We start from the raw sequence: 24,002 nt of genomic DNA, 5'->3' as shown, positions 1-24,002 counted from the left end.
CGTGCGCGTTCAGCCGAACGGCCGCACGCCGATCAGCAGGCCATGCAGGAACAGCGCGAACACGGCCCAGACGACGAGTCCGCCCAGCACGGCGACGACGTCGCCCGACAGCGCGCCGGCCGGATAGCGGACACCGTCGCGGCGGTCGCGCGCACGCGACACGACGGAATCGACGATCGACCACACGAAGAACGCGCCGAACAGCACGACCGCATGCACGGTGCCGTTCACGAGCAGGTGCGCAACCGACCAGACCATCACGCCGGCCAGCATCGGGTGTCCGACGAGCGTCTTGATCCGGTTGCGCGGCACGTACGACGCGGCAATCAGCACGAACGCGACCGCGGTCAGCATGCCCGTCAGGTGGCGCACGCCGACCGGCGACACCCACAGCAGCGTCGCGCCCGCGCGGGCGATCCCGTACCCCCAGATGATCAGCACGAAGCCGACGATCGACGCGATCGAATAACCGCCCTTCCAGCCCTTCTCGCCGATCCGCTCGATCGTCGCGGAGCGCCAGCCGTCGGCGACGATCCGGATCGAGTGCACACCCAGGAAGATCGCTAAACCGAGAATCAGGACGAGCATCGACTGTCTCCGTCTGGAATGATGAGTGGGGGAACGTCCCGCGCGGCGTACGATGCGCCGTTCACGGAGCCGGCGGCGAGGCCGGCGCGGGCCGCGCCAGGCAAGGGCGCAACCCGCGCCGATCATAAACGCCAAGGCTGCCGTTGTGAAGCATGCAGGATGTGCGGTGCATCAAGCCTGGCGCTTTCATGCACCCGTCGCGCGCCGATGGGCACGCCTGAAAGAACGGAAAGGGAGCGTCGCGAGGCGATCGCCTCGCAAGACCGGCGCTATGCCGGTTTGCGCTTGGCCGGGAGCTTCGATGCCGGTTTCGGCGAAGGTTTCGATACCGCTATCGCTTTCGGCTTCGGTGCCAGCTTCGGCGCCGGTTTTGGCGCAGACTTCGGCGTGGCTTTCACTGCCGCGCTTGATGCCGTCTTCGGCGCCGGTTTCACCGAACGCTTCGATGCGGATTTCGGCGCCGCCGCGGCGCCCGTCGCCGACACCGACTTGGGGGCGGCCCTCGCCTTGCGCTTCGGCGGCCCCGCCAGCAGCGCCGCGCGATACGCACTGCGGCACCAGTCGAACAGCGCGCCAGCATCCTCGAGCACGTCGGCCGGCGTTTCGTAGTAGCCTTCCAGCGCAACGGTGCGCGTCGGCCTTGCATACGAGAACGGCCCCATGCCCGCCGCGACGAATGCCGGACGATTCACGTCGTCGACACGCAGGAACAGCGACCCGCGCGACATGAAGCCGAACATCACGCCATCGAGCCGCAGTGCCGCCCCGCTGAAGAACCGTGCGACCCCGACCACGCCGAGCGGAGCAAGCTGATACGCGATCTCCTCGCCGTGCGCCTTCTCCGACTGCCAGCTCATGCAGCCGCCTCGCAGCGCTGCGTCCATGCATCGAGTTCGGCGTCGTCGAAACCGACAGCCGTCGCACTCTCGCGGATCTGCCGCCACGTCGCGCGGTCGACCGGGATGCCGGCGGCCCCGCGTGCGGCGCGGCTCGCGTCCTCCGGCTCGCCGGGCACCTGCACCGGCGCATCGCCGGCCTGCGGCGACGCCTTGGCCCATGCGACGAACGCATCGGCCTCGCGCTCGGCGTCGGCCGCGTCGAACGCGTTCGGGTCGATCAGCACCGACAGCATCCCGTTGACGATCGCACTCGTCTTCTGCAGCGTATCGCCGTACGTCGTATGCCCGCCGACCAGCGCACCGCCGAAGATCTCGCACATCGCCGCGAGCGCATACCCCTTGTGCAGCCCGAACGGCAGCAGTGCACCGAACGGCTGCTCGTGCATCACGGCCGGATCGTCGGTAGGCTGGCCGCGATGGTCGATCAGCGACCCGGCCGGTACGCGCTTGCCCTGGTTGTAGGCAACCCGCGTCTTGCCGTACGCGATCGCGCTCGTCGCGAAATCGAGCAGCAGCGGCGACTTGCCCGCCCGCGGGTACGCCGCGCAGAACGGATTCGTGCCGAAGCGCGGATCGGTGCCGTGCAGCGGCGCGACCAGCAGGTCGCCCGGCACGTTGACGAAATGGAACGACACGAGCCCCGAGCGCGCGCACTGCTCGGCCCAGTGCCCGATGCGGCCGAGGTGGTGGACGTCGCGCAGCCCGATCGCGCAGATCCCCATGCGCCGCGCGCGCTCGATCCCTTCGACCATCGCCTCGAACGCGATCACCTGGCCGAAGCCGCGCCCGCCGTCGATCGTCAGCACCGCACCGCCGTCGCGCACGATCGACGCGTGCCCGTTCAATTGCAATTGCCCTTCCCGCCACGACGCGACGTAGTTCGGAATCATCCCGATCCCGTGCGAATCGTGGCCCGCGAGATTCGCGCCGACGAGGTGATCGGCGACGAGCCGTGCCTCGCGCTCGCTGCTGCCGGCCCGTTCCCAGAGTGCCGCGACGAATGCATGCAGCGGTTCGGCGCGCATGCGCAGCGGTTCGGTATCGGGCGTCGGCAGTGCGGTCATCGGCAACACTCCATCAGGTCGGATCGGGTCGGGCAATCGGGACTTCAGGCGCAGCGACGATCAGCGCGCGGTTGCGATCACGTCGGCAACGGCCGCGGTCAGTTTCTTCGCATATGGCACGTGCAGGAACTCGTTCGGGCCGTGCGCGTTCGACTTCGGCCCGAGCACGCCGCACACCATGAACTGCGCGGACGGGAAGCCTTCCTGCAGCACGTTCATCAGCGGGATCGTGCCGCCCAGGCCCATGTATGCGCAGTCCGCGCCGAAGTGGCGGCGCGAGGCAGCGTCGAGCGACGACGCGAGCCACGGCGCGAGATCCGGTGCGCTCCAGCCCGTCGCGGCGCCCGCGTCCGGCTTGAACGTGACCTTGGCGTTGTACGGCGGATCGAGTTCGAGCAGCTCTTTCAGTTGCTGCACGGCCTGCGCGGCGTCGACGAGCGGCGGCAGCCGCAGCGACAACTTGAACGCGGTGCGCGGACGCAGCACGTTGCCGGCATCGGCGAGTGCCGGCATGCCGGCCGCGCCCGTGACCGACAGCGAAGGACGCCACGTCGAATTCAGCAGCGCCTCGCGCGGATCGGTCGTGGTCGGCAGCACGGGCTTGCCGTCCGCGCCGCATGCCCACGGCAGCCCCTTCCACACCATGTCGCCGAGAATCGCGGCGGCCGCCTCGGCTTCGCGCACGCGGCTCGACGGAATCTCGCAATGGAACACGCCCGGCAGCAGGTTGCCGTTCTTCGCATCCTCGAGGCGTTCGAACAACTGGCGCATCACGCGGAAGCTCGACGGCGCGATGCCGCCGTAGACACCCGAGTGGATGCCTTCTTCCAGCACCTCGACCTGCAGGTCGCCGGACACGAGGCCGCGCAGCGACGTGGTGAGCCACATCTGGTCGTAGTTGCCGGCGCCCGAATCGAGACACACGACGAGCGACACCTGGCCGAGCCGGTCGCGCAATGCATCGACGTACGGCAGCAGGTCGTAGCTGCCCGACTCTTCGCAGGTCTCGATCAGGCCGACGCAGCGCGGCCGCTCGATGCCCTGCTCGTCGAGCGCGCCGAGCGCCGCGAGGCTCGCGTAGATCGCATAGCCGTCGTCCGCGCCGCCGCGGCCGTACAGCTTGCCGTTCTCGAACTTCGGCGTCCAGGGGCCGAGATCCGCGCGCCAGCCGTCGAATTCGGGTTGCTTGTCGAGGTGGCCGTACAGCAGGATCGTGTCGGTGCTGCCCGAGCGCGTGGCGGGCGTCTCGAAGAAGATCACCGGCGTACGGCCCGGCAGACGCACGATCTCGAGCTTCAGCCCCTTCACGGGCTGCCGTTCGGCCCACTGCGCGGCGTCGGTGACGACGCGCTCGAGATAGCCGCGCTTTTCCCAGTCGGGGTCGAATGCGGGGCTCTTCGCGGGAATCGCGATGTAGTCGGTCAGGGCGTGGAGGATTTCATCGTTCCACTTGCGCTCGATGAAGGTAACGAGCTTGTCATGGTCGAGGACGGGGGTAGTGTCGACGGAAGTCATGGTGGGGGTGCCTGGATCGGGCTGACGAAAACCCAGATCATACGCCGATGCTCCCCCGCCGGCGCCCCCTCCTGGCCGTTCAGACGACCTTCGGGAACGCGTCGCGCAGCCCTGCCGCGCAGGCCAGCGCGTCGTCCCACAGGCGGCGCGTCAGTGCACCGGCATCCTCTTCGCGTGCGAGCGCCGCGGCCTCGCCCGACCACAGCAGCGAGAAATCGTCGCGGCCCTGCCGCTCGAACGCGCCGCGCAGCGGATCGACCGCGGCCGTCGCGAGCGGAAACGCAGGCGCGAGCACGCTCATCGGCCCCTGCTCGCGCATGAAGCGCGTCAGCAGCCCGCGCGCGGGGCGGCCCGTGTACAGGTTGGTCATGCGCGTGCCGTCGTCGCGTGCGGCACGCACCGCCGCGCGATGCTGGGCCGAGCGGCCGGCCTGCGGCGTCAGCAGGTAACCCGTGCCGATCTGCACCGCGCGTGCGCCGAGCGCGAACGCGGCCGCGATGCCGCGCCCGTCGGCGATCGCACCGGCCGCGATCACCGGCGCGCGCACCGCGTCGACGATCTGCGGCAGCAACGCGAACAGGCCCGGTTGCGCATGGATGTCGTCGGTCAGGAACATCCCGCGATGGCCGCCGGCCTCCGCACCCTGCGCGACGATCGCGTCGACGCCGCGCGCATCGAGCCAGCGCGCTTCCTCGACGGTCGTCGCGGACGAAACAACCAGCGCGCCCGTGCTTCGCACACGCTCGAGCAGCGTATCGTCCGGCAACCCGAAATGAAAACTCACGACGGCCGGGCGCAACTCCTCGACGACCGCGCACATCGCGTCGTCGAACGGCGCGCGGCCGGGGCCGCCCTTCACCCCGGCCGGATCGAGCCCGGCTTCCGCGTAGTAGCCGGCGAGCGCCGCGCGCCAGCGCGCATCGACCTCGGCGTCGGGCGCGGGCGGCGTGTGGCAGAAGAAGTTCACGTTGAACGGTGCGGGCGTGCGCGCGCGGATCGCCGCGATCTCGTCGCGCAACTGCTGCGGGCCGAGCGCCGCGCACGCGAGCGAACCGAGGCCGCCGGCTTCGCACACGGCGATCGCGAGCGGGCTCAGCGAGCCCACCATCGGGGCCTGGATCAGCGGCAAACGGGAAGGCAGTGTCGTCATCGGAATCCTTGTCCGGAATGCGTGGCCATCGCCACGTTGGTCGTTCTTGTCATCGTCGCGCACGAACTGTTCCGTCCGGCGCGCGCTAGCTTCCGCCGCGATCCATCCCGCGCCGGTACGCGGCCGGGCTGGTCGCCGCGATACGCCGGAAATGGCGGCGCAACGACTCCTCCGAGCCGAACCCCGCGCCCGCGGCGACCTGTGCGAGCGACAACGTGGGCTGCGCCTCGAGCATGTCCTTCGCGACGTTCACGCGCTCGCGGATCAGCCACGTGAGTGGCGACATCCCCGTCGCATCCGCGAACTGACGCTGCAGCGTGCGCGTGCTCATCGCGGCCTGCGCGGCGAGCGACGCCAGCGTATGCGGCTCGGCCGCATGGGCGCGCATCCAGTCGATCAGCTTCGCGAGCCGGTCGGTGCCGCCGGGCGCGACCGGGCGCGGCACGAACTGCGCCTGCCCGCCATCGCGGTGCGGCGGCAACACGAGGCGCTGGGCGACACGGTTCGCGATCGCGCCGCCGTGATCGCGGCGCACCAGATGCAGCAGCATGTCGAGCCCCGCCGCCGAACCGGCCGACGTGACGATCTGCCCTTCGTCGACGTACAGCGCATCGGGATTCACACGCAGCGCCGGATAGCGCGCCTGCAGGCGTTCCGCATAACGCCAGTGGGTCGTCACCGTGAGCCCGTCGAGCACGCCGGCCGCCGCGAGCACGAACACGCCCGAACAGATCGAGCAGAGCCGCGCGCCGCGCCGATGCGCGGCCCGCAGCTTCTTCAGCAACGGCTCGGGCGGCAGCTCGTCCGGATCGCGCCAGCCGGGAATCACGATGGTGTCCGCGCGATCGAGCGTCGCGAGCCGATACGGCGCGGCGACCGTGATGCCGCCCGCCGCGCGCACGGGCCCCGGCTCGCTGGCGCATACCGCGAAGCGATACCAGTCGACGCCGAGTTCCGGGCGCTCGAGCGCGAACAGTTCGACCACGCAGCCGAATTCAAACGTGCAGAGGCGATCGTAGGCGAGCGCGACGACGAGATGATTATGCATGGCGCGATGTTACCGGAACTTGTCGATTGCGCCACTGCCGCAAAACGGGCCGAACCGCGATACTGCCCTTCATCCCGGCGCGTTTCGCGCCCCTTCGACCCGGAGAACCTGCCCATGTCCTACGTCACCGACGTGCCCGCCGCCGACAGCCCCGCCGCCCTCGCGCATTTCGAGGCATCGCTGCGATTCGAGACCGATTGCTGGGACGTGCACGACGCGTTCGCGTCAGGCGCGCCCGACTTCGTGCTGCTCGACGTGCGCGGCCCCGACCAGTTCGCCGCCGGCCACGTGCCCGGCGCACGCAACCTGCCGCGCCGCAAGATCATCGAGAGCAAGCTCGCCGGCTATCCGGCCGACACGCTGTTCGTCGTCTACTGCGCGGGCCCGCACTGCAACGGCGCCGCGCGCGCGGCGATCCGGCTGGCGCGCCTCGGCCGGCCGGTCAAGCTGATGATCGGCGGCGTGACGGGCTGGCGCGACGAAGGTTTCGCGTTGAGCAACGAAGGGCAGCCGATGGACGCCGAAGCCGGCTGATCGTTATTAAAAGCGCAACAATCAATTGCCGGCACACGAACGGAAAAAGCGCGACAATCAGCCTCATTGCAGTTCGGACGGAGCAGCACCATGCATGATGAAGTCCTGATTCAAGTGGCCGGTTCAGTCGCCGCGATCGCGATCTATTTTCTGCCGGCCGTGATTGCCGACAGGCGCGGCCGGCAAGACAAGCTGACGATCGCGATGTTCAACGCACTGTTCGCGTGGACCGGCATCGGCTGGCTGATGACGCTCTACTGGGCGTGCCAGCCGAACCCGCGCACCGACGTCGCGCAGACGATCCTCGCGAAGCGCCGCGGCGTCAGCATGCGGACCTTCTCGACCGGCCTCGTCGAACGCGTGCAACGCCGCGTCGCCGCCCAGGAGCAATGGGCCGAGAAGCAAGGCTGCCGTTAAGTCCCTTTTTCCCCTTCACCGTGCCGCGTCGAACTTCGGCATCCTGACGTTGGTCGACGCGCGGTAATCCCAGTTCAGTCCCTCGCGCGGCGGCCAGCCGCCTGCGCGCAAGCATGCCCCGAACGCCCCCGCCGTCACCGCCCGCGCGATCCGCTCGCCCGGGCAGCCATGCGGCCCCGTGCCGAAACCGAAATTCGGTGCCGCTGCGCGGCCGGGCAGCAGCCGGTGCGGCTCGCGATGCACGGCCGGGTCGCGGTTCGCCGCGGCGAGCACGACGAGGATCGCGTCGCCGGCTTCGACGCTCACGCCGTCGATCGTCGTGCGCGCCGCGACGAAGCGGCGCGTGTTCTGCACCGGTGAATCGAAGCGCCCGACTTCGGCGACGAATGCGTCGAGCGCGGGGTCCTCCGGCACGGCTTGTGCGGCCTGTGCGTCGCCATTCCATGCCACCAGCGCGTTGCCGAGCCACGCGGCCGTCGCCTCGCACGTCTGCGACAGCAACCCGACGAGATTCGCAACCAGTCCGCCGCTCGCCTGCCAGCCCGACACGCGGGCCGCCTGCTGCACGGCGGCGACGAGCGTGCCGTCATGCGCATGCGTCTGCGCGACGCGCTCGGTCATCCGGTCGAGCAATTGCCGTGCGGCTTCGCTCGCGCGCGCCAGCGCCGCAGCGTCCGACAACGGCGACAGCGCGGCGACGAAGTCGACGACCCGCGCCGCGACGTCGTCGAGTTGCGCTTCGTCGAAGCCGAGCAGATCGGCCACCGCGCAGACGGGCACGGTCATGCACCACGCATTCAGCGCGTCGGCATCGCCCGGCGCCGGCAACCGTCGCGCGGCAAGCTGCGCCGCGCGATCGCGCAGCGCATCCGTGTCGATCGGCGCGAACGCCGCGCGCAGCGCCTGCTTCGGCACGTCGTGCCTCGACGCGCCGTCGTTCATGCGCACCAGCTCGCCGAACAGCGCGCCGGCCGTCGTGCCGCGCAACGCGGGCGGCACCGGTGTGTCGAGCGGGCGTACGCGGCAAGCGGGATGGCCGAGCACGGCCGTCACCACCGACGCGCGGCTCGCGACCCACAGGCCGAGCGAGGCGTCGAACGCGAGCGGCGGCCCGTCGACGAGCGTCGCGTAGTAGGGATAGGGATCGCGGTGCGTCACCGCTGCAATGGGATCGGTCGGGTTCATGCGCCCAGTATCGATGCTGTGCACCGCCGCATGTTTCGGGTTCACGTGAAATGTCGCGGCGCGGACGCCGCAACGACGGACAACGGTCAGGCGGCCGAACGGTAGCGGTGCGACTGCATGCGCATCCGGACGCGCCCGGCCGAAATCGCACGCGGCTCGGGCACCACCGTGTCGTGATGGAACATTTCCTGCCGGAATTCGCCGTTTTCGTCGAACCACTGGCAGATCAGCCAGTCGCCGTCGTCGAATACGACCGGCCCCGCATAGGTGACGGTCATGCGCGGCCCGCCCGTTTTCAGCGTCACCACATCGCCGACGCGAAACCTGACGCGCTGATTTTCTCGGATCGTCATCGCTCTCTCGGATTTTATATATTGATATTCCCGGCGGCCCGCCGACCGGTCATTTGAGTGTGCCGCAGATTATCAATCAAAAAACCGGCCGGCAACTGCCACGCACAAAAATGCACTGCTCGGGAAAATGCAACGATGCGCGCCACCGGTACGCTCGGCGGGCCGCCGATCGCCCGATCCGGCGCGGCTGGCATGGCGGATCGGGTCAAGCGGGGAAAATGCGGAGAATAGCCGATGGTTTTCGCGCCGTCATCGACGGTTAATTCAGACGCGAAATAGCTTGATTATTGTCAATCGACGTTTCCGCTGGAAACGATCCCATGTTTTATTGACGGTCATTCCCCGAACAAAACCGGCGAATTATCGGGTGCCGCAAACCAGCGGTTGATGTCGCGCCCCGGCACGGCCGCCTGCGTGAACGTGAACGTGCCGTCGCGCATCATCTCGGTCGCGGCGCGCAGGAATGCGCCGAGTGCGGCCCGTGCCAGCGCGCCGCCCACGCTGACGCGCTTCACACCGAGCGCCGCCAGTTCGTCCAGGCTCAGCAACCCGCCCTGCAGCCCCATCACGACGTTCACGGGCGCGCCGACCGCACGCGTCACCGCCGCAATTTCGTCGGCATCGGTGATACCCGGCGCATACAGCACGTCGGCGCCCGCATCGCGATAGGCGACGAGCCGTGCGACCGTGTCGTCGAGGTCGCGGCGGCCGTGCAGGTAGTTTTCGCAGCGCGCGGTCAGCGTGAACGGAAACGGCAGCGCACGCGCCGCGTCGACGGCCGCCGCGATGCGCTCGACCGACGCGTCGCGCGCATAGATCGGCGCATCGGCGCGGCCCGTCGCGTCCTCGATCGAGCCGCCGACCGCACCGGCCTCGGCCGCCAGCCGGATCGTTTCGGCCACCGTATCGGGCGCGTCGCCGAAGCCGTTCTCGAGATCGGCGCTCACCGGCAGGCCGCCCGCGGCGACGAGATCGGCAATATGGTCGAGCATCGCGTCGCGATCGATCGCGTTGTCGGGCTGCCCTTTCGAAAATGCGTAGCCGGCGCTCGTGGTGGCGAGCGCCTCGAAACCGGCCATCGCCAGCAGGCGCGCGGTGCCGGCGTCCCACGGGTTCGGGATGATGAACGCACCGGGGCGCGTGTGCAGCGATCGGAAAGCTTCGGCGTGACGGGCCTGCAGGTCGGAGCGGGTCATCGTGGACTCCCGGATGGTGATGACGGATGAGCTTACGCCAGTCGTGCGCGCGACGTTTCAGCATGGGCCGAAATGTCGCCGCGCGACCGGAAAAAGTCCGAGGCGCCGGGTGCACGCCGCCGGCCGCCTTCGCTTACGTCGACGCAGGCGGCCCGCCGTCGATGCCGAGCAACACGTCGGTGACCGCCTCGGAAAACTGCATCGTGCGGCCGTCGATCAGCACGGCGGCCGGATGCGACGGATCGCGCACCGCCTGCGGCACGCCATGTGCGATCAGCACGCGCGCGCACGCTTCCCAGTCGGGTACGTCGACGCCCTCCGGCTCGTTGACGGACGCCCACGACAACGTGCCGAGCGCGTCGCTCCCGAATCCGTGCGGCTCGCGCCAGCTTGCGCCGTGCGCAAGCAGGAACGCCAGCAGATCGGCATCGCCGCGGAATACCGCATGATTGAGCGCACTCGCGTCCCAGTCGCCGCCGCGCGTGGCAATCGGCCAGCCCAGCTCGACCATGACCTTCACCGCGTCGCGCGAACCCCACGCGGCGGCATCCGGCAGTTGCCGCAGCCGGTCCGCGGTCAGCGCGCCGGGCAGTTCCGGATGGCGCGCCTGGATACGCCGCGCGTCGTCGGCGTCGGCACGCGCGCAGGCCGCCACGAACGCGTCGTCCGCGCCGAGCGCCTCTTGCGCGCCGGCGGCGCGCAACAGCGCCGCGACGTCGGTCAATCCGGCCTGCATGGCCAGCCGGTACGCACTGACGCCCGCCTGCGTGCATTCGCGGGGATCGGCGCCGGCCGCCAGCAGCGCGGCGACATGGCGCGCCGGGCAACGCACGGCGATCGCGCGCAACAACGGCGCGCCCCACATCTTCGTCGGCCCTTCTCCGGCCGGCTCGTTCGGATCTCCGCCATGCGCGAGCAGCAGTTCGAGCGCGGTTGCGTCCGGCACGTCGAGCGCGCGCCGCAGTGCATTCGTCCCGTCCACCCGTGCGCCGTGCTCGAGCAGCAGACGCGTGCACGCCGGGTTTTCCACCGAGTGATACAGCGATTCGCCGTCGTTCGGGTCGGCGCCGGCTTCCAGCAGCATCTCCGTGAGTGCCGGATCGCGATTGACGCCCGCGGCACCGTACAGCGCCGACAGCGGCCCCGACTCGTCGGGCTCGGCGAGCGAAGCCGGTGGAAACCGGTTGCCGATCCGCTGGTTCGGATCCGCGCCGGCATCGAGCAGATAGCGTGCGCAGGCGCGCAGCCTGACGTCGAACCCGGGAATCTGCCCGAGCCGCGAATGCGTGACGGCGACCAGCGGCGGCAGCTTCAACGCACCGCCGGCGCGCGCGATCCAGTCGGGATCGGCGGCCAGTGCCGCCTTCACCGCGTCGAGATCGCCCGCCGCGCACGCGATGGCCGGATCGGCCGAAACGAGATCGGGATGATCGAGCAACAATTGTGCGGCGACGCGCGGCCGCGACGCGCCGAAGCCGCCGGTCACATCGCCGCCGTAGGCGAGGTCGAGCCAGCGCCGGATCAACTGCGACCTCGGTTGCGCGCCAAGCGCATGGGTTTCGACGAACGCGCCGAGATCGGCCCATGATGCAAAGCCGTACTCGCGCGCAATGCACGACTGCGCGTCGTGCAACCGGAGCCCGAGCGCGAGCGCTTCGTCGTGCGTGCGGTTCGTTGCGGCAGGGAGAAACCGGACAAAGCGCGCGACGGCATCGGCGTCACCCTGCCGGTACAGGCGCAACAATTCCTTGGCCTGCTTTTTCAGATGATCGGGATTGGCCCTGGGAGGCAGCTTTTTCATGCGAATCCTCGTGCAGTCATGGCCGAAGGTCCGCAATACCGCCAGCACAAAGGATGGGGAATACTGGAGTCGATGCGACAGGTGGGTTCAACCCTTTCCGCGGACCCGGAAGCGACCTGCATCGCTGCCCGGTATCGTAGGCGACGGCCGGCGGCATCGTCAACCGTGCCGCCGGCGCCGCCACTCAGCCCGCGAGTTTCTTCGTCAGGAAAATACGCGTGTGCCCGACCGGATAGTCCGGCAGCTCGCCGAAGCGGACATAGCCGCGTTTCTCGTAGAACGGCCGCGCCTGGAAATCGAACGTGTCGAGCCACGCGCTGTGGCAGCCGCGCGCGACGGCCTCGGCTTCGGCGAGATCCATGATGCGCGTGCCGGCGCCCTGGCCGCGTGCGGCCTCGGGCACCACGAGCAGGTCGACGTGCAGCCAGCCGAACGCCGTGCCGCCCCACAGGCCGCCGACCACCGCCCCGGTGTCGTCGGTCACGACCACGGCCAGCGGCCGGAACCCGGCCGGGCCGGCCTGACTTTCGTTGAATCGAACGAGCGGCGCGACGATCTGCTTGCGTACGTCCGCGTCGCCCGCGTCGGTCACTTCGTAGGTGAACGTCATCGGTTGCGTCGGGTTGAATCTTGAAAGGGAATTGGCCGAAGCCGCACGCGCCGCGCACGTCAAACGACGTAGGCGCCCTTCGCGTGCAGTTCCGCTTCGGTACGCTCGAGCGCCGCGATCGCATCGCTGCCTTCGAGCGCGAGCAACTGCGCGACCAGCGCCTCGGCCATCGCATGCGCGGCCACCAGCGACGGGAAGAACGACGGGCTGTCGTGCGTGAAGATCAGTTGCGCGTCCGCGTGCAGCGCGATCGGCGACACCGCGCTGTCGGTGATCGCGACGATCTTGCTGCCCTGCGCTTTCGCGGCCTGCGCGACGCGCGTCGCTTCCGCCGAGTACGGCGCGAAGCTGACGACCACGGTCACGCTCTGCTTCGCGATCGTGCGCAGCTCCATCTCGAGCGACCCGGCGACGCCGTTGAGCAGCGACACGGTCGGGCGGAACAGCCGGTAGCCGTACACGAACCCGAACGCGACCGGATAGCACGAGCGGAACCCCGCCACGTGCACATGCGATGCCTTGCGGATCAGCCTGGCCGCGTCCGCGAGCGCGTGCTCGTTCTGCGCGGCGGTGGCCGACAGGTTGTGCTGCTGCGCGGCGAGCAGGTCATGCGCGAGCGACGCCTTCGCGTCGGGCCGCACGAGCGAGCGCGCGCGCTGCGTGAGCGGCTCGGGGCGCGTGCGCACGCGCGCGACGCACAGATCGCGCAACTCGTTCCAGCCAGGGAAACCGAATTGCTGCGCGAGCCGCACGAGCGACGCAGGCTGCACCTGCGCGCGCTGCGCGACCTTGCGCATCGACGACGTGGCGACCTCGTCGGGATGATCGAGCAGGAAGGCGGCGCCCGCCTGGAATTGCGGGCTCAGCTCGGAAAATTGCGCCCGGATCCGGGACGCGAGTTCGTCGAAATTGGCGGCCATCTTGGTGGGAACGGGAACCGGTCGTCCATGGTATCACCGGCCCCGCACGCACCGGTCAGCGCAGCACTTCGACGTGATCGGCGTCGAGCTTCACGCTGCCCGACCATTTGCGCTCGAATTCGCCGGTCACCTTCACTTCGCTCTTGTCGCTGACGGGCTGGCCGGCCGCCCACAGCTTGTGGTCGATCTCGACGCGAATCGTGCCGGTCGCATCGGCGAACTCGTAGTCCTCGCCGCCGACGTGCTTGACGAGGCGCCCCTGCAACTGCACGTGCTGGTCGTCCTTGCCGTTGGCAAGCAGCTCCTTCACGGTCGTCGTGGTCAGCGTGGACGGCCCGGTATATTCCGCGTAAACGGCGGCGGGCAGCACGGCGAGCGCAACTGCCAGGATTCTCGTCAGGTGTTTCATGGTCGTGTTCCTCCGGTTTTGGTCGTGCGCCGCGCCCCTCTTGAGCGCGACGGCCCGAGATTACGGAGCGTAAGATTAAGCAAACCTGAAGGTCGCCCCGAAGCGGCGCGTGGTCGGGCCGAAACGGTGCGCCAACGCACCGGGGCACCGGAGTTTAAGCTCCCGCTAAGGCACGCACGCTTATCATGGGAACCCCGGGCGTTGCCGCGCCCTGCTGAAGAGACATGAATCCATGCGCGTACTGCTCGTCGAGGACGATCCGCTGATCGGCAGCGGGCTCGAACAGGGCCTCAAACAGGAAGGCTTCGCGGTCGACTGGGTGAAGGACGGCGATGCCGCGTCGCTCGCGCTGCGCTCGACCGGCTACGGCCTGCTGCTGCTCGATCTCGGGCTGCCGAACCGCGACGGCCTGTCGGTGCTCGCGGCGCTGCGCCGCCGCGACGAAAACCTGCCCGCGATCATCATCACCGCGCGCGACGGCGTGCCCGACCGCATCGCAGGGCTCGACAGCGGCGCGGACGACTATCTCGTCAAGCCGTTCGAGCTCGACGAACTGCTCGCCCGCATCCGCGCGGTCAACCGCCGCCACGCGGGCCGCGCGCAGACGACGCTCGCGATCGGCCCGCTGCGGCTCGATCCCGTCAAGCATCTCGTCTGGCTCGACGATGACGAAGTGCCGCTGTCGCCGAAGGAGTTCGTGCTGCTGCACGAGCTGATGCGAGAGCCCGGCGCGGTGATTTCGCGCGAGCAGTTCGAGGAGCGGCTGTACAGCTGGGGCGAGGAAATCGAGAGCAACGCGGTGCAGGTGCACATCCACAACCTGCGCAAGAAGCTCGGCCACGACATGATCCGCACGGTGCGCGGCGTCGGCTACCGGATCGGTGACGGCACATGACGCACGTGCAACGCGCGATCGCGCGCTGGCGCAACGCATCGCTGCGGCGGCGCCTGCTGACGTGGCTGTTGCCGGCCGCGTGCGTGATCGGCCTGGTCGCGAGCGCCGGCACCTACTGGGGCGCGCTGCGCGAACTCGACGACCTGCTCGACGACCAGATGCGCAGCATGTCGAGGCAAATCGTCGTCGGCCCGAACGGCGAGCTGTCGTTCAGCGACCATGCGAACGGCAAGCACGGCTTCGAGGCGAGCGACCCCGATGCGGTGCTGCTGCAGGTATGGCGCAACGGCACGCTGATGTATTCGACCGACCGTGAATCGAAGCTGCCGCCGCCCGAACAAAAGGGCATCGCGAGCGTCGACGTCGGCGGCCAGCCGTGGCGCACCTATGTGACCGAACGCGGCGGCACGACGATCCGGCTCGCGCAGGCGCGACATGCGCGCTGGGAAGCGATCGCCGGCATCGCCGTGCACCTGCTGTGGCCGGTGTTCTCGATGCTGCCGCTGCTCGCCATCGGACTGTGGTTCGGCATCGGCGCGGGGCTGCGGCCGCTGCGCACGATCGCATCGGGCCTGAAACGCAGGAATGCGAACAACCTCGAACCGGTCGACGTCGCATCGATGCCGAACGAGGTCCGCCCGCTCGCGGAGGCGATCAACGACCTGCTCACGCGGCTCGACCGCTCGTTCACGCTGCAGCGGCACTTCATCGCCGATGCCGCGCACGAGTTGCGCACGCCGATCATGGGGCTGTCGATCCAGTCGCAGCTGCTGCGGCGCGCGGCGACCGCGGAGGAACGCGAACATATCCTCGCGCAGATCCATGCGGGCACGACACGCCTCGGCCATCTCGCCGAGCAGTTGCTGACGCTCGCGCGCCTCGAACCCGATGCGCAGGCGGCCGCATCGGCGTCGGCGCCCGTCGATCTCGCCGCGCTGTGCCGGTCGGTGGTGTCGGACCGCGCGCGCGTCGCCGACGCGCATCGGATCGATCTCGGCGCGATCGTCGCCGCGCCCGTGATGGCGGCAGGCAACGCCGACACGCTGCGCGTGCTGCTGAACAACCTCGTCGACAATGCGATCCGCTATGCGGGCGACGGCTCGCGTGTCGACGTGTCCGCGCGCATCGACGGCACGACGCCCGTGCTCGAAGTCGCCGACGACGGCCCCGGGATTCCGGAAGCCGAACGCACGGACGTGTGGGAACGCTTCTATCGCGGCGAAGGGGCGCAAGCCGTCACGTCGTCGGGCAGCGGGCTCGGGCTGTCGATCGTCAAGCGGATCGCCGAACAGCATCGCGCGACGGTTGCACTCGGCACCACGCAAGGCGGACGCGGGCTGACCGTCACGGTGCGGTTTCCCGCACCGGCCTGATGCACGCGTGACCGCCGGCTTTTCCACAGATTATGTTGGCAAGCTTGTGGACAACCTTCCATTAACGGCACCAAGCCCTTGATCGAAAAGGGATTGTCCGGGCTGCGCGGCAAATGCGCCAGGTGGCCGCAAACCGGTGCGTGATGCACCGCGCCCGGTCAGCCACGCACCCTGCGCGACTCAATTGTCGTCAACGATCTGTTCGACCCGCAGGCCGGTCGAGGTTTCGAGAATGCTGGCGTGCTGCGCCACGCGGCAATACAGACGCCCTTTCGGATAGTCGTCCGGCTTCGGGCGCGTGCGATCCTCGACGTGAACGACGACGGTCCCGTCGCTCGGGAAGGCACCGACATGCTCGCCCATGTAATAGAGCTGACCGTTCAACTGGTAATAGCCCTGCCCGAGGTACCAGAACGAATCCTTTCCCGTTGCGATCGGCTTGTCGCGGAGATAGATCGCCTCCCCCTTCCTGACGATCGGGAAGAACAACAAGCCGATTTGCGATTCGATGATCGTGTAGTGATTGGCACGGATGTCGTCGATCACCTTGTCGCGGAGTTCGTCGCTCATGTGCTGGGCCTTGCCGAAATACGCGGTCCGATAGTTGGCCGGGATGCACGCATGGGCACTCGTGCCGCATACCGCCGCCAGCAACGACACGGCGATCATCTTCCTGATCGTTCTCACTGATTTCTCTCCAGGTTCCTTGTTGTTGGCCAGCAATCCGTCGCAACCGATGCTTTCGGTGCCGGATCGCGCCCCAAGTGTACCGATCCACCGTCGTGTGGCGACGTTCACCCATCAACTTGACAACCAGTTGTCCATTACGTAAAGTAGTTGTCAATTTACGATGCGAGTGGGACATGACGAAATCCGCGAAGTTGACCGCCGTCGCGCTGTCCGTATTCCGGTTGAACGGGCTGCTGATCGAATGGGGCAACACTTTTTCCGGGCCACATGGCCTGACCAGTGCGCGCTGGCAGGTGCTGGGCGCGATCTCGATGGCGCCGGACGCGCCGAACATCCCGCAGATTGCCGATGCAATGGGTATCACGCGGCAAGCGGTGCTGAAACAGATCAACGTGCTGACCGAAGAAGGGCTGGTCCTGTCCTTGCCCAACCCGGCGCACAAGCGCTCGCCCCTTTATGCGCTGACGCCGCGCGGCGAAGCGGCCTATCAGGCCGTGGTCGAGCAGTGGCAACGGCATGTCCGCGACATCGCCGGCGAATTCAGTTCGGCCGACGTCGATGCCGCCATTCGCGTGCTGTCGGCGATGTCCAGCGCACATGGCCAGGACGGCCACGCGTAACCACCCGCCAGCCCGCTACCTCACCAGGAGTTCCCGTGCCTCACTTCAAGCCGATGGATCCGGCCTTTCCGATCCAGCAACAGATAACGATCGACGCGGAGCCGGTCGTTCTCGTCAACGTGTTCACGCTGGAACCCGCGGACGAAGCCGATTTTCTCGCCGTATGGAAGGACGACGCGGAATTCATGAAGCGGAAGCCGGGCTTCATCTCGACCCAGCTTCATCGCGCGCTCGGCGACAGTCCGACCTACCTGAACTACGCGATCTGGGAATCGACCGGAACGTTTCGCGCGGCCTTCACGCATCCGGAGTTCGTCGCCAAGCTGTCGGCCTATCCGTCGTCCGCGGTCGCCAGCCCGCACCTGTTCCGGAAAGTCGGCGTCGCCGGTATCTGCACCGCGTAAGTGCGCGTGCGGGACGTGGCAGCGCGTGGCATCCACCGGTGCCGCACCGACCCATCGCGAACGCGGACTTCTCCACAGAAAATGTTGGCAAGCTTGTGGATATCCTGCGCACCGCGTCGCTAAACCCTTGATCCGATGGACTTAGGCACGCGTGATGCAGACGAGGCCCGGGCGGCGGCCGTCACGCGTGTCGCGTCGCCCCAGTTCGCATCACGACGCCACGGCGATGCACGCCGCGACCGCCCCACGCGGGTCGGTCGGCTGCCGCGCCACTTACCCACAGATTGTGTTGGCAAGCTTGTGGATATCCTGCGCAAGCATGCGCTAACCCGTTGATCGGCCTGCCATTCATGCGTGGCGCCACCGTTTCGGCAACGCGCGGCGCAAGCGTGTGCGGAAGCGGACGACCCGGCGCTACGACACCATCCGCCCGCGCCTTGACGCCCGTGCACGTCACGCATCAAGATCATGCGAGCCGCACGCGGCCGCGCATCGTCGGCGTCGCGGCCGGCCTGACGGGACGGCCGCTGCGCCGGCGCCGCACCACGACACATCACTCCGAGGAAGACCATGGAACACTTCACCGCGTGGCAGTTGCTCGTCTCGCTCGTGCTCGTCGCCATCGTCGTGTATCCGTACGTTCGCATCGTCCGGCGCACCGGACATTCGGGCTGGTGGATCCTGACGATGTTCGTCCCGGTCCTGAACTTCATCATGCTGTGGGTGTTCGCGTTTGCGCGCTGGCCCACGGTCGACGATCGGCAGCGCTGAACGTCGCGGCGACGGCCCGCGGGCTTGTCCACAGATTTTGTTGGCAAGCATGTGGATAGCCTGCGCATACCGCGACCAAGCGCTTGATCCGAAAGACTTTGTCCGCGCCGCTTCGAATGCGGCACACGGCCGGTCAATCGCCGGTTGCGTGCCCTTCCGTGCCGTGACGAGTCGCCCGCCGCGCCGGCCTGCACGCTTGTCCACAGATTTTGTTGGCAAGCATGTGGATAGCCTGCGCATACCGCAGCCAAGCGCTTGATCCGAAAGACTTTGTCCGCGCCGCTTCAAACGCGGCACGGCGGCTCGCGCCACGGCAAACGCGGCAGCACGCTGGCTTGTCCACAATTTTTGTTGGCAAGCATGTGGATATCCTGAGCATGCGTGACCTAAGTCGTTGATCGCACAACGTTTGGTCATGCGGATCACGACTGCGGCACGGCGTGCAGGCGGATCGCGCCGCGCACGCCGTACCGCCCGGCTCAGCCGAGCGTCTGCGCGACGATGCGGGCGACCGACGCGATCACCGCGTCCTTCGCCCGCGCATCGGCTTGCGCCTGCGTGTAGTACACGACCAGCACGATCGGTGCGCCCGACGCCGGCCAGATCACGCCGGCATCGTTCGTCGTCCCGTAGTCGCCGGTGCCCGTCTTGTCGCCCACCTGCCACCCGGCCGGCACGCCCGCGCGGATCCGCTTGTCGCCGACCTTGTTGCCGCGCAGCCAGGTAACGAGCTGCGCACGCTGCGCGGCCGGCAGTGCCTCGCCGAGCGTGAGCGCACGCATGCTCGCGGCCATCGCAGCGGGCGTCGTCGTGTCGCGCGGGTCGCCCGGCAGCGCGGTATTCAGTTCGGTCTCCCATCGATCGAGCCGGAATGTGTCGTCGCCGATCGAGCGCGCGAACGCGGTCACGGCGGACGGGCCGCCGATCAGCTTCATCAGCAGGTTCGCGGCCGAGTTGTCGCTGTACTGGATCGCGGCCTCGCACAGCGCGGCGACCGTCATGCCCGCGCCGACATGCTTCTCCGACACCGGCGAATAGTTGACGAGGTCGGCCTTCGTGTAGGTCACGCGCTGTTGCAGCAGGCCCGGGCGATCGACGCTCTGTGCAAGCACCGCCGCACTCAGCATCGCCTTGAACGTACTGCAGAACGGAAAGCGCTCGCCCGAGCGATGCTCGATGATCCGGCCGCTCGCGGTATCGATCGCGCACACGCCGAGACGGCCGCCCGCGTCGCGCTCGAGATCGGCAATCGCCTCCGCGGCTGCCGCCGGCGCCACGGCGTCCGCGGCAGCAGCCGCTGCCGAATTGGCCTCGCCCGGCACGGCGGCTCGCGACGCGCACGCGGTGACGGTGAGAACGAGCGGCGCCGTCGCGGCGGCCAGCAACAGGGTTCGACGTTTCGATGAGTAGGTCATGTCGGTTGTCTCGTGGTGGAATGGAGGCGAATCGATGTTGAAAACGGCCGGCCGCCGAGACAGCACTATCGGGACTTTACGGTTGACTGACAAGCAACGATAATTGAGCGCTGACAAAAGAAAATCTTATGACCAAGCTCCGCCCTCATCTTCCGCTCAATGCGTTGCGCGCGTTCGAATCGTCGGCGCGCCACCTGAACTTCACACGCGCCGGCCTCGAGCTGAGCGTGACCCAGGCCGCGGTCAGCCAGCAGGTGCGCTCGCTCGAGGAGCGGCTCGGCTGTACGCTGTTTACGCGGTTGCCGCGCGGCCTCGGGCTCACCGACGAGGGCCGTGCGCTGCTGCCCGTGCTGAGCGACGCGTTCAGCCGCATCGAGACGGTGCTCAAGCAGTTCGACGGCGGGCGCTTCCGCGAGGTGCTGACGCTCGGTGTCGTCGGCACCTTTGCCCTAGGCTGGCTAATGCCACGGCTGAAGCAGTTCGGCGATACGCACCCGTTCGTCGAGCTGCGGCTGCGCACCAACAACAACGTCGTCGATCTCGCCGCCGAGGGCCTCGACTTCGCGATCCGCTTCGGAGAAGGCAACTGGCCGGCGACGCGCAACGAGCGCTTGCTCGACGCGCCGCTCACCGCGCTGTGCGCGCCGGAGATCGCGCGGCGCCTCGCGCAGCCGGCCGATCTCGCGAACGAAACGCTGCTGCGCTCGTACCGCACCGACGAATGGCACGGCTGGTTCGACGCCGCGCAGCTCGAGCCGTGGGCGGCCAACGGGCCTGTGTTCGATTCGTCGCGGCTGATGATCGAGGCCGCGATGCAGGGTGCGGGGGTCGCGCTCGCGCCGGCCTGCATGTTCGCGCGCGAACTGCAGCTCGGCCTGCTCGCGCGGCCGCTCGACATCGACGTGTGTGCGGGCGGTTACTGGATCACGTCGCTGAAATCGAAACCGCTGACACCCGCGATGACGCTGTTTCGCGACTGGATCGTGGCCGAAGCGGCCGGCACGATGCCGGGCGCGTAACGCGCGCGCTTGTCCACAGAAAGTGTTGGCAAGGATGTGGATATCCTGGGCACCCGGCACCTAAGCCATTGATCGTGCACGAATTTACTTTCCGACACACACATCGGGCAGCCTTTGCGCACGGGCTTCGCACGCCTGTCGCATTCGGGCCCGATACTCAACCAATGCGACGCAATCGATTGCGAGTTGTCCACAGAATATGTTGGCAAGCCTGTGGATATCCCTCAGATCCGGCGCGTAACATATTGATACACAAGGGGATTCAATATCCGGACCTTGACCGGTCAATGGTGTGGCACCGGAAAGGCATTCGCACCGCACTCCGGACAATCTCCAGGCACGCGCCGCGCGCGTGATCGAAGGCCGGGCGGTTCTCCACAGATTGTGTTGGCAAGCTTGTGGATATCCTGCGCACCGGCCACCTAACTCATTGAGCGCACGGGGTTTTGTGCTTCATCTGCAGAATCGGGCAGCGCCGGCGCAGCGCGTGCGGCTGGCGCCGGCGCAAGCCGTGCCTCAATGCCGATCGAGCCCGCCGCGCAGTTCGCTGGCCTTGTCGCGCAGCGCTTCGTAACCCGAGCGCGCATGCTCGGGCAGGTCGGGATCGCCGATCAGTGCGCCGAGCGTTTCGATCAGGCTGAACAAAATGCCCTTCGCCGCGCCGACCGCGATGCTCTGCGATTCGATCGACTTGTGCAGGTGGTCGACCGCCGCTTCGAGATTCTCGAGCTTGTGCTCGCCGTCGTCGGGCCGGTTGTCGGTCGTCATCGTCTACCTCCGCCATCGTTCAAGGGTCATGTCACGATTCTATGCCGCTGCGCGCGAACGTGGCGCGACATCGCGCAACGTTCGCGCAGCACGGCGCTACAGCACCGCGACCACCTTCACGCGGCCGGGCTGCTCCGCCGCCGCGACGACCTGGCCGTCGACCCGGCGGAACGTCAGCGACACGGTTTCGTCGCCGACGCGCAGCGCGTCGATCCGCAGCCAGTCGACGCCTTCCGGCAGCGCCGGGCGCTCGACGCGCACCTCGTGGCGAGACGCGTCGATGCTCACGCCGAGGCACGCCTGCAGCATCATGAACGGCGCACCGGCCGCCCATGCCTGCGGCAGGCAGGCCACCGGATACGCGGTCGGCGGTTCGCCGCGCCGGCGCGGGAACCCGCAGAACAGCTCCGGCAAGCGCATCTCGAAACTCACCGCCGCCTCGAACAGCGCGCGCAGCAGGTTCACCGCAGCCGTCTTGTCGCCGTAGCGCGCGAGCCCACGTGCGATGAGCGCATTGTCGTGCGGCCATACCGAGCCATTGTGATAGGCCATCGGGTTGAAGCGCGGCTGGCCGGCCGCGAGCGTGCGGATGCCCCACCCCGTCTGGAACAGCGCCGAGCCGAGCACACCGGCCACCGCCGCGCCGCGCTCGGCGTCGGGCAGCCCGAACGCGAGCAGGTGCCCCGCGTTCGACGCGAACACACGACACAAATCGCCATGGCCGTCGAGCGCGATCCCGTAGAAATCGCCTTCCGGCATCCAGAACAGCGCGTCGACCTGTTCACGCAGCGTCTTCGCGCGCAGGGCGTAGCGCGTCGCATCGGCCGCGTGGCCGCGCCGGTGCGAGCACGCCGACATCGCATCGAGCGCGGCGCACGCATAGGCCTGCACTTCGACGAGCGCGATCGGCCCGTCGGGGAAGCGACCGTCCGCATGGAACACCGAATCGTGGCTGTCCTTCCAGCCCTGGTTCGCGAGGCCGCGCTCCGACGTGCGCTGGTAATCGAGGAGTCCGTACGGATTGCGGTCGCACTTGTCGATCACCCATTGCGCGGCGCGTTCGAGCGCGGGCCACAGCTCGTCGATCAACGCGTCGTCGCCGGTACGTTCGACATAGGCGCCGGCCAGCACGATGAACAGCGGCGTCGTGTCGACACCGCCGTAGTACAGCGCGAACGGTACTTCGCCCGTCGCGGCCATCTCGCTGCGGCGGAACTCGTGCATGATCTTGCCGGGCTCCGCGTCGCGGAACGCGGACGTTTCGCGCGCCTGGTGCTCGGCAAGAAACCGCAGCACGCCGCGCGCGAGCGACGGCTGCAGCCACAGCATCTGCAGCGACGTGATCACGGCGTCGCGGCCGAACGGCGTCGAGAACCACGGAATGCCGGCATATGGGTACGGCCCCGTGTCGAGCTGCGTCGTGAGGAGCCCGAGATCCGCGAGCGAGCGGTCGAGCCACGCGTCGAACAGCGGATTGCCGGTGTTCACGCGCGCCATCGATTCGCGCCGCGCGCGCATCTCGCGATGCACGCCGACGAGCGCGGTGCGCAGCGCGACGCGACCGCATCCGGGCCCTTCGACATGCACCGGGCCGAGCGTCGCATCGACGGTCAGGTAGATCGACACGCAGGCCTGCGCGGCGATCGTCAGCGTGTAGTCGGCGCGATCGACCGACAACGCGTCGGGCGCCGGCGAGAAATGCACGGTCACGTTGCGCTCGACGCTGTCGAGGCCGTCGTAACGCAGCCGCACCGCGCCTGCGTCGACGCGCGGAGCCACGACCGTGCCGCGCTTCGGGCGCTGCGTGCCGCGCACCTCGAACATGTCCTTGAAATCGGCCGCGAACGACAGCGACAGCGGCACCTCGGCTTCGCTCGCACCGTAGTTCGTCAGCGTCAGCGCTTCATAAAGCACGTCGCCCGCGAGCACGCGCATCCGCTCGATATGGATCACGCCCTCGGGTGTCTCGTGGCCGCCGAGCGGCGGCAACGGGCGGTTGGTCAGGTGCGCGGTGAACGACGCGTTGTCGGCGCTCGTCGCGCCCGACAGCAGCGACGGCGCGCGGCCGCCGAACGTCAGGCGCCATTTCGACAGTACGCGCATGTCGTCGACGAACAGGCCGTCGTCATGCCCGCCGATGTCGCCGAGCGCGTCGCTGACCACGAACGCGTCGCCGGATTTCAGTACGTACTGGTTGTTGCGCGCGAGGGCCTGCGGATCGGCTTCGGGCGCGATGAAGGCGGGACCCGACGCGGCGGTCGGGGCAGCAGGCGCGACTTGCGGCGCCTGCGTCGTGGCGGCTTCGGCGTGATTCGGCATCGATGCTCCTGTGTCGAGGCGCAACGCGCGGCGCGCGTC

General features: G+C 68.3%; 25 protein-coding genes. 8 read left to right on the top strand and 17 right to left on the bottom strand.

Translation table 11 applies throughout. The features are described 5' to 3' along the window. Nucleotides 1-9: 9 nt before the first annotated feature. The 6 genes from U5809_RS17240 to ftrA all read right to left on the bottom strand — a co-directional run bounded on the left by U5809_RS17240 (nt 10) and on the right by ftrA (nt 6,264). Nucleotides 10-588, bottom strand: coding sequence for an NnrU family protein (locus tag U5809_RS17240; RefSeq protein WP_322087412.1), 579 nt, complete (start codon nt 586-588; stop codon nt 10-12). Between the two features lie 269 nt (nt 589-857). Then, entirely contained in the window at nt 858-1,445 is a 588-nt protein-coding gene (locus U5809_RS17235; RefSeq protein WP_322087411.1) for a TfoX/Sxy family protein, read from the bottom strand. Continuing rightward, entirely contained in the window at nt 1,442-2,551 is a 1,110-nt protein-coding gene (locus U5809_RS17230) for a malate/lactate/ureidoglycolate dehydrogenase (RefSeq protein WP_322087410.1), read from the bottom strand. The genes U5809_RS17235 and U5809_RS17230 overlap by 4 nt, the downstream gene beginning before the upstream one ends. Before the next feature lie 60 nt (nt 2,552-2,611). Further along, entirely contained in the window at nt 2,612-4,066 is a 1,455-nt protein-coding gene (locus U5809_RS17225) for a M20 family metallopeptidase (protein ID WP_322087409.1), read from the bottom strand. A gap of 79 nt (nt 4,067-4,145) precedes the next feature. Further along, the gene (locus U5809_RS17220; RefSeq protein ID WP_322087408.1) at nt 4,146-5,216 is read right to left on the bottom strand and encodes a nitronate monooxygenase; all 1,071 of its coding nucleotides are present in this window, start codon (nt 5,214-5,216) and stop codon (nt 4,146-4,148) included. 85 nt (nt 5,217-5,301) lie between these two features. Further along, nucleotides 5,302-6,264 carry a transcriptional regulator FtrA gene (gene ftrA / locus U5809_RS17215; RefSeq protein WP_322087407.1) on the bottom strand — a complete coding sequence of 321 codons (963 nt, stop codon included), beginning with the start codon at nt 6,262-6,264 and terminating at the stop codon, nt 5,302-5,304. Nucleotides 6,265-6,378: 114 nt separating this feature from the next. Between ftrA and U5809_RS17210 the strand changes: the two genes are divergently transcribed. Beyond that, the gene (locus U5809_RS17210) at nt 6,379-6,798 is read left to right on the top strand and encodes a rhodanese-like domain-containing protein (RefSeq protein WP_322087406.1); all 420 of its coding nucleotides are present in this window, start codon (nt 6,379-6,381) and stop codon (nt 6,796-6,798) included. Between the two features lie 90 nt (nt 6,799-6,888). Further along, the gene (locus tag U5809_RS17205) at nt 6,889-7,215 is read left to right on the top strand and encodes a superinfection immunity protein (protein ID WP_176050016.1); all 327 of its coding nucleotides are present in this window, start codon (nt 6,889-6,891) and stop codon (nt 7,213-7,215) included. Between the two features lie 15 nt (nt 7,216-7,230). Here the strand turns inward: U5809_RS17205 and U5809_RS17200 are convergent, their stop codons facing one another. The 7 genes from U5809_RS17200 to U5809_RS17170 form a co-directional block, all read right to left on the bottom strand. Beyond that, nucleotides 7,231-8,400: a cytochrome P450 gene (locus tag U5809_RS17200; protein ID WP_322087405.1), complete on the bottom strand. Its 1,170-nt coding sequence runs from the start codon at nt 8,398-8,400 to the stop codon at nt 7,231-7,233. Between the two features lie 86 nt (nt 8,401-8,486). Next, nucleotides 8,487-8,753: a YodC family protein gene (locus tag U5809_RS17195; protein ID WP_122947699.1), complete on the bottom strand. Its 267-nt coding sequence runs from the start codon at nt 8,751-8,753 to the stop codon at nt 8,487-8,489. 335 nt (nt 8,754-9,088) lie between these two features. After that, nucleotides 9,089-9,949, bottom strand: coding sequence for an isocitrate lyase/phosphoenolpyruvate mutase family protein (locus tag U5809_RS17190; protein ID WP_322087404.1), 861 nt, complete (start codon nt 9,947-9,949; stop codon nt 9,089-9,091). A 133-nt stretch (nt 9,950-10,082) separates the two neighbouring features. Further along, on the bottom strand, nt 10,083-11,750 hold the full coding sequence (locus tag U5809_RS17185) for a hypothetical protein (RefSeq protein WP_322087403.1): 1,668 nt from the start codon (nt 11,748-11,750) through the stop codon (nt 10,083-10,085). Between the two features lie 184 nt (nt 11,751-11,934). Then, complete coding sequence (locus U5809_RS17180) at nt 11,935-12,360, bottom strand: GNAT family N-acetyltransferase (RefSeq protein WP_322087402.1); 426 nt, start codon at nt 12,358-12,360, stop codon at nt 11,935-11,937. Nucleotides 12,361-12,419: 59 nt separating this feature from the next. After that, complete coding sequence (locus U5809_RS17175) at nt 12,420-13,280, bottom strand: MurR/RpiR family transcriptional regulator (protein ID WP_176050022.1); 861 nt, start codon at nt 13,278-13,280, stop codon at nt 12,420-12,422. Between the two features lie 55 nt (nt 13,281-13,335). Continuing rightward, on the bottom strand, nt 13,336-13,689 hold the full coding sequence (locus tag U5809_RS17170; protein WP_322087401.1) for a NirD/YgiW/YdeI family stress tolerance protein: 354 nt from the start codon (nt 13,687-13,689) through the stop codon (nt 13,336-13,338). A 232-nt stretch (nt 13,690-13,921) separates the two neighbouring features. Between U5809_RS17170 and U5809_RS17165 the strand changes: the two genes are divergently transcribed. Next, entirely contained in the window at nt 13,922-14,584 is a 663-nt protein-coding gene (locus tag U5809_RS17165; RefSeq protein ID WP_124449538.1) for a response regulator, read from the top strand. Next, entirely contained in the window at nt 14,581-15,957 is a 1,377-nt protein-coding gene (locus tag U5809_RS17160; RefSeq protein WP_282508772.1) for an ATP-binding protein, read from the top strand. Before U5809_RS17165 ends, U5809_RS17160 begins: the two co-directional genes overlap by 4 nt. 180 nt (nt 15,958-16,137) lie before the next feature. On the opposite strand, the gene U5809_RS17155 is transcribed toward U5809_RS17160, so the two are convergent. Continuing rightward, nucleotides 16,138-16,626 carry a hypothetical protein gene (locus U5809_RS17155; protein WP_322087400.1) on the bottom strand — a complete coding sequence of 163 codons (489 nt, stop codon included), beginning with the start codon at nt 16,624-16,626 and terminating at the stop codon, nt 16,138-16,140. Nucleotides 16,627-16,820: 194 nt separating this feature from the next. Here U5809_RS17155 and U5809_RS17150 point away from each other — a divergent pair, with 194 nt between their 5' ends. From U5809_RS17150 to U5809_RS17140, 3 genes are all read left to right on the top strand, one after another. Next, the gene (locus tag U5809_RS17150) at nt 16,821-17,267 is read left to right on the top strand and encodes a MarR family winged helix-turn-helix transcriptional regulator (RefSeq protein WP_322087419.1); all 447 of its coding nucleotides are present in this window, start codon (nt 16,821-16,823) and stop codon (nt 17,265-17,267) included. 35 nt (nt 17,268-17,302) lie between these two features. Continuing rightward, nucleotides 17,303-17,671: an antibiotic biosynthesis monooxygenase family protein gene (locus tag U5809_RS17145; RefSeq protein WP_322087399.1), complete on the top strand. Its 369-nt coding sequence runs from the start codon at nt 17,303-17,305 to the stop codon at nt 17,669-17,671. Nucleotides 17,672-18,241: 570 nt separating this feature from the next. Continuing rightward, nucleotides 18,242-18,442, top strand: coding sequence for a hypothetical protein (locus tag U5809_RS17140; RefSeq protein WP_176050028.1), 201 nt, complete (start codon nt 18,242-18,244; stop codon nt 18,440-18,442). A 479-nt stretch (nt 18,443-18,921) separates the two neighbouring features. Here U5809_RS17140 and blaPEN-bcc read toward each other — a convergent pair whose 3' ends face one another. Next, complete coding sequence (gene blaPEN-bcc / locus U5809_RS17135) at nt 18,922-19,857, bottom strand: PEN family class A beta-lactamase, Bcc-type (protein WP_322087398.1); 936 nt, start codon at nt 19,855-19,857, stop codon at nt 18,922-18,924. A 128-nt stretch (nt 19,858-19,985) separates the two neighbouring features. On the opposite strand from blaPEN-bcc, the gene penR reads away from it, so the two are divergent. Beyond that, entirely contained in the window at nt 19,986-20,876 is an 891-nt protein-coding gene (gene penR, locus U5809_RS17130; protein WP_322087397.1) for a beta-lactamase transcriptional regulator PenR, read from the top strand. 516 nt (nt 20,877-21,392) lie between these two features. Here penR and U5809_RS17125 read toward each other — a convergent pair. Together U5809_RS17125 and U5809_RS17120 are read right to left on the bottom strand one after the other, a co-directional pair. Continuing rightward, nucleotides 21,393-21,644, bottom strand: a complete 252-nt coding sequence (locus U5809_RS17125; RefSeq protein WP_006482135.1) for a hypothetical protein — start codon at nt 21,642-21,644, stop codon at nt 21,393-21,395. Nucleotides 21,645-21,740: 96 nt separating this feature from the next. Then, entirely contained in the window at nt 21,741-23,963 is a 2,223-nt protein-coding gene (locus tag U5809_RS17120; RefSeq protein WP_322087396.1) for an amylo-alpha-1,6-glucosidase, read from the bottom strand. Nucleotides 23,964-24,002 lie beyond the last annotated feature (39 nt).

The organism is Burkholderia sp. BCC1999, assembly GCF_905339975.1.
Lineage (GTDB): Bacteria > Pseudomonadota > Gammaproteobacteria > Burkholderiales > Burkholderiaceae > Burkholderia.
The sequence above is the reverse complement of the archived record's forward strand: the minus strand, read 5'-3'. Positions and strand labels throughout refer to the sequence as shown.